Genomic DNA, 14,917 nt, shown 5'->3' with positions numbered 1-14,917 from the left:
TCTCGCGCGCCCCCCGCGTACGGTGGGGGGACTTTCGCCGAAGAGGAGACCGCAATGAAAGTCGACGCCGCCGTGCAGCGACTGCTGCTCGATCTCGCGGACTCCGATGCCGAGATCAATCGTCTCGTTCATCGCCGCAAGACCCTGCCGGAGGACGCCGAGATCGCCGAACACAATTCCGCGATCGATGCCGCCCGTGACGATCTGGTGCGCGCGGAGATCGCCGCCGAGGACCTCGGACGCGAGTACCGCCGGATCGACTCCGAGGTGACCGGTATGGCCAACCGTGAGGCCAAGGACTCGGCCCTGTTGACCGCCGGTGGCCTGGCGCCGAAAGCGTTGTCGGAGTTGCAACACGAGCTCGCGGGCCTGGGTCGTCGGCGAGCGGTGCTCGAGGACGAGATGCTGTCGCTGATGGAGCAGCAGGAGGCCGTCGAGTCCGAACGCACCCGGGCCGCGGCGACCATCAGCCACCTCGAAGAGAAGGTCGCCGAAGCGCAGGTCCGGCGCGACAAGTCGCTCGAGACCATCGACGAGGACCTGTCGCGCGCGCGGGAGCGCCGCGAGACCCTCGAAGCCGAGATCGATGCGCCGCTGCTCGCGATGTACGACAAGCAACGCGCCGGCGGCCGCATCGGCGCCGGCCTGCTGCGGGCACGCCGATGCGGTGCCTGCCGGATGGAACTCGACCGCGGGACCATCGCCACCATCGCCGCGGCACAGTCCGACGAGGTGATCCGGTGCGAAGAGTGCGGCGCGATCCTCGTGCGCACCGCCGAGTCCGGGATCTAGATTCGTGACCGCGACCGCCGAAGAGTCTGTCCCCGAGGGAGATTCGGCGACCAAGGCGCCGTCGTGGCAGGGTCGGCGCAGCGATCCGACCCGGTTGATCCTGCTCCGGCACGGCCAGACGCCGCTGTCGGTGGAGCGGCGCTACTCCGGGCGGGGCAATCCCGACCTCACCGACGAGGGCCGACGCCAGGCCCGCGCCGCCGCCGCGCGCGTGGTGCGCGAGGAGGGGATCGCCGCGATCGTGACCTCGCCGCTGCGGCGTGCACGGTCGACGGCCGAGGAGGTCGCCGCCCTGACCGGGATCGACGTCGTCGAACATCCCGGGCTGATCGAGAACGACTTCGGTGACTGGGAGGGTCTGACGTTCACCGAGGCGTCGCAGCGTGACCCGGATCTGCACCGCGCGTGGCTGTCCGACATCACCGTGCCCGCGCCCGGCGGGGAGAGCTTCGCGCAGGTCGCCGAACGCATTTCGCGGACGAAAGCCGAACTGCTGGAGAGGTATCCGGGTCAGACCGTGGTGCTGGTCTCGCATGTCACGCCCATCAAGACGCTGCTGCAGGACGCGCTCGGCGTCGGACCCGAACTGCTGTTCCGGCTGCACCTCGACCTCGCGTCGGTGTCGATCGCCGAGTACTTCGACGACGGCGGCTCCGTTGTGCGGCTCGTCAACGACGCCGCGCACTGGCGCGTCTGACCGCGGATGTTTTGTGCCGTCGCCCCGGGCGTATCCTGAGTGCGCGAACGAGTCGGCCGGGCGGCCGCGGTGCGCGGAACGGGCGGTCTCCCGCCACGCCGCGCATCGAGGAAAGTCCGGACTCCGCAGAGCAGGGTGGTTGTCAACGGCAACCCGGGGTGACCCGCGGGACAGTGCCACAGAGAACAGACCGCCGGCCGCGAGGTCGGTAAGGGTGAAACGGTGCGGTAAGAGCGCACCAGCGGCACGGGTGACCGTGCCGGCTCGGTAAACCCCACCCGGAGCAAGGCCGAAGCACGCACCTCACGGTGCGTGTGCGCGGGCGTCACGAGGGCTGCTCGCCCCAGCCCGCGGGTGGGCCGCTCGAGGTACCCGGCGACGGTGTGCCCAGATGGATGGTCGCCGCCCACGCGGTCTCACGACCGTGCGGGAACAGGATCCGGCTTACGTGCCGACTCGTTCGCCTCACTCTTCTCTAGGGTTGGGGGAGTGAAGCGCATCCTCTCCGCCCCCGACATCGACTTCGCCGGCATACGCACCGAACTGGGCGTCGACGAGGAGTACGGCGACGATGCCCTCGCCGAAGCCCGGGCCACCGCGCAGATGATCGACTCCGGCGCTCCGGGTGCCGACCGGTACGCCGACGTCCGCGAGGACCACACCGGCGTCCCCTTCGTCACGATCGACCCGCCGACCTCCCGAGATCTCGACCAGGCGGTGCACCTCACCGCCGACGGCGACGGGTTCGTCGTCGACTACGCGATCGCCGATGTCGCGGCCCTGATCACCCCCGAAGGTGCTCTCGACCAGGAGAGCCGGCGACGCGGCGCGACCGTGTACTTCCCGGACGGGTCGGTCCCGTTGCACCCTCGCGCACTGTCCGAGGGCGCGGGTTCCCTTCTGCCGGAGCAGGTCAGACTGTGTGTGCTGTGGACCATCCGGGTGGCCGGCGACGGATCGGTGACCGATGTCCGGGTGCGGCGGTCCCGCATCGCCTCGGTCGCGCGCCTCGACTACGCCGGGGTCTCGGCCGATGCCGCCGCCGGCCGGCTGCATCCCGCCATCGCCGCCCTGCCTGCATTCGGCGAACTGCGACGCGAGGTCGCGCTGGCGCGGGGCGCGGTCGAACTCGACCTGCCCGACCAGACGGTCGTCCGCACGGCCGACGGGTGGCGTCTTGATCTCGAGGCACACACACCCGCCGACATGTGGAACTCGCAGGTGTCGCTGCTGGCCGGGATGTGCGCGGGCACGATCATGGCCGAGGCCGGTGTCGGGCTGCTGCGCACCCTGCCGCCGGCCGAGGAGGACGCGATCGAGGATCTGCGTGCCGCTGCCCGGGCCCTCGGGGTTCAGTGGCCGGCCGGCTTGCCGGTGGGCCGGTTCCTGGCGGGGCTACCGGGTGGCGAGCCGAGCACGCTCGCCCTGCAATCGGCCGCGGCCGGGCTCATGCGGGGTGCCAATTACCTCGCCCTCACCGGACCCGACGAGCCCGTCGATGACGCGCTGATGCGGCATTCGGCGATCGGTGGGCTCTATGCCCATGTCACCGCACCTGCGGCGGCTCGGGGACCGGTTCGCCACCGAGGTGTGTCTGGCGATCGCATCCGGTACGCCGGTACCGGACTGGGTGCACCGCGCGTTGCCGACGCTGCCCAAGATCCTGCGGTCGGCCGACACTCTCGGCGCCACCGCGGATCGCGCGAGCATCGACCTGGCGGAAGCCGTCATCTTGCGTGAGCGGGTGGGTGAGCGGTTCGACGCGGTCGTGATGTCGGGCGCGACCGAGCGCAGGCAGGCGCAGATTTTCCTGTCCGATCCGCCGGTGATCGCGCGCTGCGCGGGTGATCTACGCCCCGGCGACCGCGTGGTCGTCGAACTCACCAAAGCTGACGAAGTGACCCGGACGGTGGAGTTCCGCCCGGTGTGAGCGGTGGTGGCGGAGTGGCTTCGACTCGGCGCCTCGCTCCGCTCGGTGCCGGCTCAACCAGCAGGGGGGCGCCTCGCTTCGCTCGGTGCCGGCTCAACCAGCAGGGGGGCGGCCCGCTTCGCTCGGTGCCGACTCAACCAGCAGGGGGACGGCCCGCTCCGCTCGGTGCCGGCTCAACCAGCAGGGGGGCGGCCCGCTTCGCTCGGTGCCGGCTCAACCAGCGGCCGGTTGGTCAGAGTTCCTTGGCGACTCGGCGGTACGCGGCGATCGCGCGGTGCCCGTCGGCCTCGAGTCGGGCGTCGATTCGGCCGAGTACGAACATGTCGGGGCCGCCGAGGGTGCCGGCCGAGGCGATCTGTGCGAGTCGCGTCCGGTTGATCCGGGTGTCGTTGAAATCGCCCAGCGCGGACTGGATCTTCTTGGCCGCCACGCCGATCTCGCGATACTTCTTCTTCCCGAGCGGTTCGGTCGCGTCGATGCTGTAGCGCAGCCGCTTGGCCCGCTTGCGGATGGTGTGCAGCTGCTCTTCCCACTCGTCGGAACCCTCGGCGAAGCCGGCGAGACGAGCCTGTGCGCGGTGGATGTGCTTGCGGCTGCGGGCGATCGCCTTGTCGACGACCGTGGTCGCCGGGAGGTCGGCGTCGGGGCCCGGTGGGGGCGACGCGATCAGGCCGTCGATGCTGTCGAGCAGGGCGAAGTACCGCTTCGACGACATCGCGGCGTGTGCCGCGCGCAGGGCGCGATCGTGGGCGGTGACCTCGGTGCCGGCGAGCTCGGCGAGCAGCTCCGGCGAGGCGTTCTCGCCACGCAGCAGTGATTCGCTCAACTCGAGCTGCACCTCTGAATCGCGTGCATCGCCGAGGATCTGGGCGAGCAGCTTCAGCTCGGCGCCGATGTGGGCGGTGCGCCCGGCGTCGAGGACGGTGGGGAAGCCCGACAACACGCTGCGCAGGCGGCGGCACGCCACGCGCATCTGGTGCACCGCGTCGGGGGCGTCGACGCGCACCAGCGGATCGTAGGCGACCAGCGAATTGCGATGCAGCGCAATGTCGGTGACGACGAGTTCGAGTGCGGTGGGTCGCTTGGACAGGCGCGGTTCGTGCACGGTCGGGGTGGCGCCGATCGCACGGGCGAGTTTCGACGCGCTCGACGCCTCGCGGCCGCCCCCGGCACGCAGCGCCTTGTCGGCGGCCTTCAGGAGCTTCGGCGTGCCACCGGCGAGGAGCTCGAACTCCCACTCCGCCCACTGCTGGCTGTGACCGCCGGGCAGGAGCGACTGGGCAGTGACGAGGTCCTCGGCGAGTTCGGCGAGCGGCTCGTCGTCGGCGCCGAGCAACCGGGTCACGGTGCGCGTCGTGGAGATGACGGCGACCGGCATCAGGGTGCGTTCGCGGATGTGGGCCAGAACCGGTGTTGACAGCGCGTCGGGGACGTCGCCGTCCGCGGGAGCCTCGTCGAAGCCCACGTGCAGCTCTCGCCGGGTTCCCGGAATGCCCGTGGGGCGCTTGAGGTGCCAGCCCTGGTCGCTTCCGCCGGTACGCCGCCGCATGGTGATCTTGTTGCCGGCGAGGTCGAGGTTCTCGGTGTCGAAATAGGTGGCGTCGAGCGAGAACGTCTCCGGGGTCGTCGCCGACACGACACCGGGCAGCACCCGCAGGTCGGGGGCCACGTGTCCGGCGTCCACGTCGAACTTCAGCTCCACCTCGACCTGCTCGGATGCGGCCACCTGTTCCTCCTGGTTTCTCGACGGCTGTCCGTCGAGCTTAGTGGTGCGTGCGGAGTACTGGCGTCGGCTACCGCGCGAACCGGTCCGTGGCCTCGATCAGGTGATGTCTGATACCCGGCTCGTACGACGCGTGCCCGGCGTCGGCGACGATGCGGAGATCGGCAGCCGGCCAGGCGCGGTGCAGGTCCCAGGCGCTGCGCATCGGGCACACGACGTCGTAGCGGCCCTGCACGATCACGCCGGGGATGGAGGCAATCGTGTCGATCTCGTCGAGGAGCTGACCGTCGCGCAGGAATCCGTGATTGACGAAGTAGTGGTTCTCGATCGATGCGAAGGCGAGGTCGAAGCGGTCGGTGTCCTTTTTCTGGGGGTCGTCCGTCGAGGAACCGTCCGACTCCTCGTCGGGGCGGGGGAGGAGATAGCTGGTCGCCTGCTCCCAACCCGTCCAGGCGCGGGCGGCGGCGCGGGCCGTCGCGGCGTCCCCGGAGGTGAGCAGGCGGTGATAGGCCGCGACGAGGTCCCCGTCGCGTTCGTCGACGGGGATGGGCTCGAGGTAGCTCTCCCACAGGTCGGGGTAGATGTGGGCGGCCCCGCCGTTGTAGTACCAGTCGATCTCGCTGCGCCGCAACAGGAAGATGCCGCGCAGCACCAGCTCGGTGACCCGGTCGGGATGGGCTTGCGCGTAGGCGAGGCCGAGTGTCGAACCCCAGGAACCGCCGAAGACCTGCCAGCGGTCGATCCCGAGATGAGTACGGAGGCGCTCCATGTCGGCGATGAGGTGGGGTGTCGTGTTCACGGCGAGGTCCGCGCCGTCGGCGATGTGGGGCCGGGACTGTCCGCAGCCGCGCTGGTCGAACAGGACGATCCGGTACCTCGCCGGGTCGAAGATCCGGCGCTGCGCCGGGGACGTCCCGCCCCCGGGCCCGCCGTGCACGAACACGGCGGGTTTGCCGTTTGGGTTGCCGGAGGTCTCCCAGTAGACCTGCTGGCCGTCGCCGACGTCGAGATGGCCGGAGGCGTAGGGCTCGATCTCCGGGTAGAAGTTCCGCATGGACGTCAGCGTAGTGCTGACGCCCGGGCTCAGTAGCTGTGTTCGGGGCCGGGGAACACTCCTCGGCGCACCTCGTCGGCGTATTGCTCGGCGGCCGAGCGCAATTCGCCTCCGACATCGGCGAAGCGCTTGACGAACTTCGCGGTCTTGCCGTGGGTGAGTCCGGCCATGTCCTGCCACACGAGGACCTGCGCGTCGGTCTCGTTGCCCGCGCCGATGCCGACGGTCGGGATGGTCAGCTTGCGGGTGATCTGACCGGCGAGATCGGCCGGCACCATCTCCATCACCACGGCGAAGGCGCCCGCCTCCTGGACGGCGATGGCGTCGGCGACGAGCTGATCGGCGCCGTCCCCGCGGCCCTGGACGCGGAATCCGCCGAGCCCGTTGACGCTCTGCGGGGTGAACCCGATGTGGGCCATGACCGGGATACCGGCCGCGGTCAGCGCCGCGATCTGCGGGGCGACGCGTTCGCCGCCCTCGAGCTTCACCGCGTGCGCACCGGTCTCCTTGAAGATCCGGAACGCGTTCTCGAGCGCGTGTTGCGGACCGATCTCGTAGCTGCCGAACGGCATGTCGGCGACGACCAGTGCATGCGGTGCGCCGCGTACGACGGCGCGGATGAGCGGGATCATCTCGTCGACGGTGACCGGGATGGTGGTGTCGTAGCCCAGGACGACGTTGGCGGCGGAGTCGCCGACCAGCAGGACGGGGATCTCGGCGGCGTCGAAGATGCGGGCGGAGGAGTAGTCGTATGCGGTGAGCATCGACCACTTCTCGCCCTCGGCCTTCATCTGCGCGAGGTGGTGGATGCGGGTCACGCGTCGCTTGGCGGACTGGGCGGGGGCGGACGCGCCGTATACCGAGGAATCGGACATCGTTGTCTCTTTTCTGCCTCGAGTCCCGACTGGCCGGAGAGGGCGCGGCGGGTACCCGGGTTGAACACGGACGTAGGCCATTGTTTCACCAGGACGACCGGTTGTGACCTGCCACCTTTATGCAATTGGTCACAGGCGAAAAGGGGTCCGAGATCGCCGTGTGCGTCTCTGTCGGCAGTTCACTTGGGATTTCGTGTCCGGCCCGGCGTCCCAGCTACTGGTCGGACGTCTCACGATGTGGGATGCCGTCCGTAAAACTGCAGCACAGCGAGTTGGAATTGCGCGTGTAACACGGATTTAACAGCGTACTTCTAATGTCGGCGACCATGGATCGCCAAAAGGAATTCGTGCTGCGGACCCTCGAAGAGCGCGACATCCGCTTCGTCCGACTGTGGTTCACCGACGTCCTCGGTTATCTGAAGTCCGTGGCGATCGCCCCGGCCGAACTCGAGGGCGCGTTCGCCGAGGGTATCGGCTTCGACGGCTCGTCCATCGAGGGATTCTCCCGGGTCTCGGAAGCCGACACCGTGGCCAAGCCCGATCCGTCGACCTTCCAGGTGCTGCCGTGGACCACCTCGGCCGGTCGGCACCATTCCGCGCGGATGTTCTGCGACATCGCGATGCCCGACGGCACTCCCAGTTGGGCCGACTCACGGCATGTGCTGCGCCGGCAGCTCAACAAGGCCGCCGACCTCGGCTTCAGCTGCTACGTCCACCCCGAGATCGAGTTCTTCCTGCTCAAAGAGGCGCCCCTGGACGGGTCGGTGCCGACTCCCGCGGACTCCGGGGGTACTTCGACCAGGCCGTCCACGACGCCGCGCCCAACTTCCGGCGGCATGCCATCGAGGCCCTGGAGTCGATGGGCATCTCGGTCGAGTTCTCCCACCACGAGGGCGCGCCCGGTCAGCAGGAGATCGACCTGCGCTACGCCGACGCGCTGTCGATGGCCGACAACGTCATGACGTTCCGCTACCTCATCAAGGAGGTCGCGATCAACGAGGGCGTCTGGGCGACGTTCATGCCCAAGCCGTTCAGTGAGCATCCCGGGTCGGCGATGCACACCCACCTCAGCCTGTTCGAGGGCGACCTCAACGCCTTCCACAACCCCGACGACCCGATGCAGCTCTCGGTCACCGGAAAGAAGTTCATCGCCGGCATCCTGCATCACGCCTCGGAGATCAGTGCGGTCACCAACCAGTGGGTGAACAGCTACAAGCGGCTCATCCACGGTGGTGAGGCGCCGACCGCGGCCACCTGGGGCGGCGCCAACCGCTCGGCGCTGATCCGACTCCCGCTCTACACGCCGAACAAGGCGTCCTCGCGCCGCATCGAGGTCCGCAGCCCCGACTCCGCCTGCAATCCGTACCTGACCTTCGCGGTGCTGCTGGCCGCCGGGCTCAAGGGCATCAACGAGGACTACGAGCTGCCCGACGAGGCCGAGGACGACGTCTGGGCGCTCACCTCGGCCGAGCGTCGCGCGATGGGCTACAAGGAACTCCCCGGCAGCCTCGCCGACGCGCTGAAGGAGATGGAGAACTCGGAGCTGGTCGCCGAGGCCCTCGGCGAGCACGTGTTCGACTACTTCCTGCGCAACAAGTGGACGGAATGGACCAATTACCGCAGCCTCGTGACCCCGTTCGAGCTGCAGAACTACCTGCCGCTGTAAGGGCTGCCTTGCCCGGTCGGGGACCGCGATGTCGTGCCGATCGGATCCGGTCGCTACTTTTGTGATGTGACAACACGATCGGGACCCCCGGGGCGAGCCGGACGCAGCACCGTCCCCAGCGCGGGCCGGCTGGGTCTGCTCGACGACTCCGCACCCCGGAACCTCGCCGATCTCGGGTGGAACACGCCAGAATCGGTCGACGTGTTGTGGGCCCTGTCGCGGTCTCCCGACGCCGACCTGGCCCTCCGTACGCTCGTGCGGTTGCGCAGCGCCGTCGGCGACGAGTGGTCCGAGATCGACGGCCTGGTGCGCGCGGAGCGCGCATTCCGTGGGCGCCTGTTCGCGGTCATCGGTTCGTCGGACGCGCTCGCCGATCACCTGGTCGCCGAACCGTCGAGCTGGCGGCTCCTGCTCGCCGACGAGTTGCCCGACCGTGCCGAGGTCGACCGTCTGATGCTCGCCTCCGTCGGTGCCGAGCCCGTTCCGGGCGAGGTCGAGAAGGGCAACCGCGTGTACCGGTCGGCGCTCACCGGCCCGAAGGCCGTCATCGCACTCCGCCTGGCCTACCGCAACCTGATCCTGCAACTCGCGGCCCACGACGTCGCCTCGACCGTCGAGGACGAACCGGTGATGTGGTTGCCCGAGGTGGGTGCCTACCTGTCCGACTGCGCCGACGCCGCCCTGACCGCCGCCCTCGCCGTCGCCTTCGCCGAGGTCTGCGGGGACGATCCCATCCCGGTCCGGCTCGCCGTGGTCGCGATGGGCAAATGCGGTGCGCGCGAACTGAACTACGTCAGCGACGTCGACGTCATCTTCGTCAGTGACCCGGCCGACGGTACCGCGGCGCGGATCGCGGGCGAGATGATGCGCATCGGTTCGCTCGCGTTCTTCGAGGTCGATGCCGCGCTACGGCCCGAGGGGAAGTCCGGAGCGCTGACCCGAACCCTGGAATCGCATGTGGCCTACTACGAACGGTGGGCCAAGACCTGGGAGTTCCAAGCGCTGCTCAAGGCCCGGGCGATGACCGGTGACATGCAGCTCGCCGACGATTACATCGCCGCGGTCAAACCGATGGTGTGGAAGGCGGCCGAGCGGCCCGACTTCGTGCCCGAAGTGCAGAAGATGCGACGCCGCGTCGAATCCCTGCTCCCCGAGGACGAGCGCGAGCGCAACCTCAAACTCGGGCGCGGCAGTCTGCGCGACGTCGAGTTCGCGGTCCAGCTCCTGCAGATGGTGCACGGCCGGGTGGACGAGAACCTGCGCGTGATGCCGACCGTCGACGCGCTGGCCGCGCTCACCGCGGGCGGTTACGTCGGACGCGACGACGCCGCGAATCTCAGTGCGTCGTACCAGTTCTTGCGTCTCCTCGAACATCGGCTGCAGCTGCAGCGCATGTCCCGGACGCATCTCTTGCCGCAGCCCGACGACCACGAGGCGTTGCGCTGGCTCGCCCGCGCCGCGCACATCCGGCGAGAGGGCGAACTCGACGCGACTGGGGTGCTGCGCGAACAGATCCGCCACCAGAGCCTGCGGGTCCGCCGCTTGCACCAGAAGCTGTTCTACCGCCCGCTGCTCGAGGCGGTCACGCGCTTCAAGACCGACGAGCTCACCCTGACCGACACCTCCGCCGAGAGGCGGCTGGCCGCACTGGGTTACGCGAAACCCGATCGGGCACTGAGCCATATCCGCGCGCTGTCGAACGCGCCGGGACGCCGTGGTCAGATCCAGCTGCTCATCCTGCCGCAGTTGCTCGAACACATCGGGGACACACCGGATCCCGATGCCGGCCTGCTGAACTACCGCCGGCTGTGCGACGTGATGGAGGACACCGACTGGTTCCTGCGACTGCTGCGCGACGACGGCGTGGTGGCGGCGCGGCTGATGAAGGTGCTCGGGACGTCGGAGTACATCGCGAACATGCTGATGCGTTCCCCCGAGGTGATCCACCAGTACTCCGACGGGCCGGACGGGCCCAAGCTGTGCAACGTGCGCCCCGAGGACGTCGCCAAGGGCCTCGTCGCCTCGACGGTCCGCCAGCAGGACATGAAACGCGCTGTGGCCGTAGCGCGTTCGCATCGGCGCGCCGAGCTCGTCCGCATCGCGTCCGCCGACGTACTGGGACTGTTGGACGTGCCTGCCGTCTGCAAGGCACTGTCCAGCGTGTGGGCGGCGGTGCTCAACGCAGCGCTCACCGTGGCTATCAACATCTCCGAGCGCGAGCGGGGAACTCGGGCGCCGGCGCGCATCGCGGTGATCGGCATGGGCCGGCTCGGTGGCGGCGAACTCGGCTACGGCTCGGACGCCGACGTGATGTTCGTCTGCCAGCCCGATCGAGACGCCGAGGAGTCCGAGGCACTCAAGTGGGCACAGACGATCGCGGAGAACGTGCGGTCGATGCTCGGCAGCCCCAGCGCGGACCCGCCGCTGGAGGTCGACACCGGACTACGGCCCGAGGGCCGGAACGGCCCCATCGTGCGAACCCTCGCGTCCTACGCCGCGTACTACGCGCAATGGGCCCAGCCCTGGGAGGTCCAGGCGTTGCTGCGCGCGCACCAGGTCGCAGGCGACGAGGCGCTCGGCATCGACTTCCTGCACATGATCGACCACGTGCGGTATCCGGCCGGCGGTGTCAGCAACGACGCCGTTCGGGAGATCCGCCGGATCAAGGCCCGCGTGGACGCCGAGCGACTGCCGCGCGGAGCCGACCCGGCCACCCACACCAAGCTCGGCCGCGGTGGTCTCGCCGACATCGAGTGGACGGTGCAGCTCCTGCAGCTGAAGTATGCGCACCGCTATCGGAGCCTGCACAACACGTCGACGCTGGACTCACTGGATGCCATCGGCGCGGCGGAGTTGTTGTCGGAGAACGACGTCGCGCTGTTGAAGGACGCCTGGACGACCGCGACGAAGGCGCGCAACGCGCTGGTCCTGGTGCGTGGCAAGCCGATCGATCAACTACCTGGGCCGGGTGCACAACTGCGCCAGATCGCGTTTGCCGCGGGATGGCCGGAGGACCAGGCCAACGAGTTCCTGGAGAATTATCTCCGGGTGACGCGCCGGGCCAAGGCCGTGGTGCTGAAGGTCTTCGGGGCCTGAGCGCGGAGAGAAGCGGACGGGCGTGGAAGGGCGCAGCTGACTCCGGCGGGGGAACACCGGATCACATGGGGGAGCGATGACGAGATTTCTGTGGGCGGCCGCGTACGTCCTGGGGTGGGCGATGCTCGCCGGCGTGGTGCTGGGCGTGTTCCTGCACTTCTACCCGTCCCGCGGTGACGTCGCGCTGTACCTCACCAGCGCCGTGCAGTTCGCGTTGATCCCCGGAGTGATCGCGATCGTCGTCTTCGCGGTCCTGCGGCGCTGGTTCATGCTGGCGATTGCGCTCGTGGCCGTCGGCGGTCTGGCCTACACCCAGGTGCCGCTGGTCATCGCCAACGCGGCGCCGTCCGGCGAGCGGTTCACCGTCGTCTCCGCCAACCTCCTCTTCGGCGGAGGCGACCTGGGTGCGCTCGAGAAGATCGTCGCCGATGCCGATCCGGACCTCGTGTCCCTCCAAGAGGTCACCCCCGAGGCGCTGGAACGTCTGCGGCGCAGTGAGATCGGCCGCTCGCTGCCGCACGAGTTCGCCATTCCGTACACCTACGCGGCCGGCACCGCGATGTTCAGCAAGCGCCCGCTGGACGAGCGATACAACATCCCGGGGACGGTGCTGCACAACCTGCAGGCCCGCACCGACCTGCCCGGCGCCGCCGGGACCCAGGTCCTGGCCATCCACCCGGCGGCGCCGCTGTGGGGTCGCAACTGGGACTGGCACGACGACATGGACACGCTCGCCGCACATTTCGCCGAGCTCCCACCCGGCCGGGTGATCGCGATCGGGGACTACAACTCCACCTGGAATCACGCGAAGTACCGCAGCCTGCTGACCAACGGGCTCGTCGACGGCACCGACATGGCCGGTGCCGGGTTCCTGCCGAGCTATCCCACCGACAAGCAGCTCGGCAACCGGCCGCTGGTCGCCATCGACCGGGTCATCCTGCGCGGTTTCGTGGCCACGTCGATGGACACCCACTACCTGCCGGGTTCCGATCACCGGACTCTGGTGGTAACACTGGTGGCATCATGACGCCCGATCCCGAGAACGTCGGACCACACGACCGCCCGAGTATCTCCGAACGTCTGCGTTCGGCCACAGCGGTGGCGCACGAGCGCGCCGAGCATGCGCCGTTCATCGACGATCTGATGTCGGGCCGGTTGGACTCCGGCGAGTATCAGCGCCTGGCGGTCCAGTTGTACTTCGTCTACGAGGCGCTCGAGCGTGTCGGTGCCGACCTGGCGGGGGACCCGGTGGCCGACGCCGTGCTCGACCCGAAACTGCTTCGCCTGCAACGCCTCGGCGCCGACCTCGCCTCCTTCGGCATCGACCCGTCGACGGCGTCGCCGCTGCCGGCGGTCGCGCGCTATGTGACCGCGATCGAGTCCACGCGTGACGACCCGGCACGATATGTCGCACACCACTACACCCGCTATCTCGGCGACCTCAGCGGTGGCCAGGTGGTGGCCCACCGCATGCGAGAGCACTACGGGGTCGACGACGCGGCGCTGAGCTTCTACTCGTTCGACGAGATCGACAAGCTCAAGCGCTACAAGGACGCCTACCGGGCACGGCTCGACGCGCTACCGCTCGACGCCGCAGGGATCGAACGGCTCGTCGACGAGGCCATCGCGGCCTTCGACCACAATCAGGCGGTGTTCGGCGATCTCGACGGCGCCCGGGCGGCCTGACCCATAGGTCCGCCCGAACGTCGGGATCGTCGAATCAGGCGTCAGTTGACCTGCAGCTTGACGGTGCGGTCCAGGATGACCTCACTCAGGTCGTCGTGGCCCTTGACGAGCTCGATGCGTAGCTGGTTGTCGTCGAGACGGCTGGTGGTGCGAACCACTCGCGGGGTGCCTTCGAGGCGAATCCGGTCACCGGGTACGAGGTCTTCGACGTATACATCACGGGTCATTCGTCCAAACTACGGTCGTATTCGGTGAGTCGGCAGGGTAACAAGTCCCAAAAGTGTTACGGATCACATGCCGTATTGCGGGTGCTGTTTCGACGCACGTCAGCGTTGCCGCTCGGCACCCGATTGCACATCCAGCGCGCGTCGCGCGCTGACACCCTGCGGAAGGTGAATCGATGGCAGATGCCGCCGTGCCCGATCTCAGCGAGATCCTCGCCGACTCGCCCACCAATTGGGGCAGATGGGGACCCGATGACGAGGTGGGCAGCCTGAACCATCTGACGGCCGCACAGGTCTTGGCGGGCGCGGCGCAGATCAGGCGGGGCGCGGTGTTCACGCTTCAGCGCCTGATCGGCGATCCCCACGGTGACCCCGTGTGGCCGGGTCGTAGCCCTGCCACTCGCGAGATGACCCTTGACGAATCGCACTGGGATGACGGCAAAGGGCCTGCTTTCCCCGGAGGCATGCACTGCGCCGACGACAAGCTCACCGCATCGCTCCAGGGTTCCACGCAGTACGACGCGCTCGGCCACGTCTGGTACGACGGCCAGATCTGGAACGGGTACGACTCGAGGACCACGATCGGGGGCTTGTCGAGGGCCAGCGTCGCGCCGATCGCCGAGCGTGGAGTGGTCGGTCGCGCCGTGCTCCTCGACATCGCACGTCACCGGGGTAAGGCCTACCTGGAGCCGTACGAGACGTTCGACCACGAGGATCTGATCGCGTGTGCCGAGTACCAGGGCACGGAGATCCAGCCGCGCGACATCGTGGTGATCCGAACCAATCACCTGCAACTGTTCTTCGAGAACGCCGTCGAGTTCTACAGCGACTTCTGCGAATCCGGCCTCGTCTACTCCCGCGAACTCGTGTCCTGGTTCCAGGAGATGGAGATACCGAATCTCGTGACCGACACCATCGCGAACGGGGTGACCGTGGACCCGAACAACGGCGCCGCTCTGGTGCTGCACAACGCGCTCATGCGCAACCTCGGCGTGGCGTTCACCGAGATCTGCGACCTCGAGAAGCTCGCCGCCGATTGCGCCGACGACGGGGTCTACACGTTCTTCTACGTGGCCGCGCCGCTGAAGATCAACGAGGCCACCGGTTCTCCTGTCAACCCTGTCGCCATCAAGTGAGACTTCTTCCCGGCCGGGCAGTCGTCTCAAGGTGAGAC

Annotated in this window: 10 protein-coding genes, 1 other RNA gene and 2 pseudogenes; 9 read left to right on the top strand and 4 right to left on the bottom strand. The window is 68.6% G+C overall.

Annotated features, from left to right (window positions below):
- Positions 1-54 precede the first annotated feature (54 nt).
- From MVF96_RS15325 to MVF96_RS15310, 4 genes and pseudogenes are all read left to right on the top strand, one after another.
- Positions 55-792, top strand: coding sequence for a zinc ribbon domain-containing protein (locus tag MVF96_RS15325; RefSeq protein WP_058253125.1), 738 nt, complete (start codon positions 55-57; stop codon positions 790-792).
- Positions 793-796: 4 nt separating this feature from the next.
- A complete protein-coding gene (locus MVF96_RS15320; protein ID WP_065630070.1) occupies positions 797-1,489 on the top strand; it encodes a histidine phosphatase family protein in 693 nt (230 codons plus the stop codon).
- A 48-nt stretch (positions 1,490-1,537) separates the two neighbouring features.
- Positions 1,538-1,952, top strand: an RNA gene (gene rnpB / locus MVF96_RS15315) — RNase P RNA component class A.
- A 26-nt stretch (positions 1,953-1,978) separates the two neighbouring features.
- Positions 1,979-3,419, top strand: a pseudogene (locus MVF96_RS15310) (RNB domain-containing ribonuclease).
- Between the two features lie 232 nt (positions 3,420-3,651).
- Here the strand turns inward: MVF96_RS15310 and MVF96_RS15305 are convergent.
- From MVF96_RS15305 to panB, 3 genes are all read right to left on the bottom strand, one after another.
- A complete protein-coding gene (locus MVF96_RS15305) occupies positions 3,652-5,145 on the bottom strand; it encodes a CYTH and CHAD domain-containing protein (RefSeq protein ID WP_247449570.1) in 1,494 nt (497 codons plus the stop codon).
- Between the two features lie 67 nt (positions 5,146-5,212).
- The gene (gene pip / locus MVF96_RS15300) at positions 5,213-6,196 is read right to left on the bottom strand and encodes a prolyl aminopeptidase (RefSeq protein ID WP_247449568.1); all 984 of its coding nucleotides are present in this window, start codon (positions 6,194-6,196) and stop codon (positions 5,213-5,215) included.
- 29 nt (positions 6,197-6,225) lie between these two features.
- Positions 6,226-7,071, bottom strand: coding sequence for a 3-methyl-2-oxobutanoate hydroxymethyltransferase (gene panB, locus MVF96_RS15295; RefSeq protein ID WP_058253120.1), 846 nt, complete (start codon positions 7,069-7,071; stop codon positions 6,226-6,228).
- Positions 7,072-7,397: 326 nt separating this feature from the next.
- Between panB and glnA the strand changes: the two are divergent.
- The 4 genes and pseudogenes from glnA (at position 7,398) to MVF96_RS15275 (ending at position 13,519) form a co-directional block, all read left to right on the top strand.
- Positions 7,398-8,737, top strand: a pseudogene (glnA, locus tag MVF96_RS15290) (type I glutamate--ammonia ligase).
- Between the two features lie 66 nt (positions 8,738-8,803).
- The gene (locus MVF96_RS15285; protein WP_211539343.1) at positions 8,804-11,833 is read left to right on the top strand and encodes a bifunctional [glutamine synthetase] adenylyltransferase/[glutamine synthetase]-adenylyl-L-tyrosine phosphorylase; all 3,030 of its coding nucleotides are present in this window, start codon (positions 8,804-8,806) and stop codon (positions 11,831-11,833) included.
- A 76-nt stretch (positions 11,834-11,909) separates the two neighbouring features.
- Positions 11,910-12,860 carry an endonuclease/exonuclease/phosphatase family protein gene (locus MVF96_RS15280; RefSeq protein ID WP_165629875.1) on the top strand — a complete coding sequence of 317 codons (951 nt, stop codon included), beginning with the start codon at positions 11,910-11,912 and terminating at the stop codon, positions 12,858-12,860.
- Positions 12,857-13,519 carry a biliverdin-producing heme oxygenase gene (locus MVF96_RS15275; RefSeq protein WP_247449566.1) on the top strand — a complete coding sequence of 221 codons (663 nt, stop codon included), beginning with the start codon at positions 12,857-12,859 and terminating at the stop codon, positions 13,517-13,519. Before MVF96_RS15280 ends, MVF96_RS15275 begins: the two co-directional genes overlap by 4 nt.
- Before the next feature lie 41 nt (positions 13,520-13,560).
- Here MVF96_RS15275 and MVF96_RS15270 read toward each other — a convergent pair whose 3' ends face one another.
- Entirely contained in the window at positions 13,561-13,746 is a 186-nt protein-coding gene (locus MVF96_RS15270; RefSeq protein ID WP_165629877.1) for a hypothetical protein, read from the bottom strand.
- 173 nt (positions 13,747-13,919) lie between these two features.
- Between MVF96_RS15270 and MVF96_RS15265 the strand changes: the two genes are divergently transcribed.
- Complete coding sequence (locus tag MVF96_RS15265; protein ID WP_165629878.1) at positions 13,920-14,879, top strand: cyclase family protein; 960 nt, start codon at positions 13,920-13,922, stop codon at positions 14,877-14,879.
- The last annotated feature ends 38 nt before the right edge of the window (positions 14,880-14,917 follow it).

This window comes from Gordonia hongkongensis, assembly GCF_023078355.1.
GTDB classification, from domain to species: domain Bacteria; phylum Actinomycetota; class Actinomycetes; order Mycobacteriales; family Mycobacteriaceae; genus Gordonia; species Gordonia hongkongensis.
This window is presented reverse-complemented; position numbering and strand designations above follow the sequence as displayed.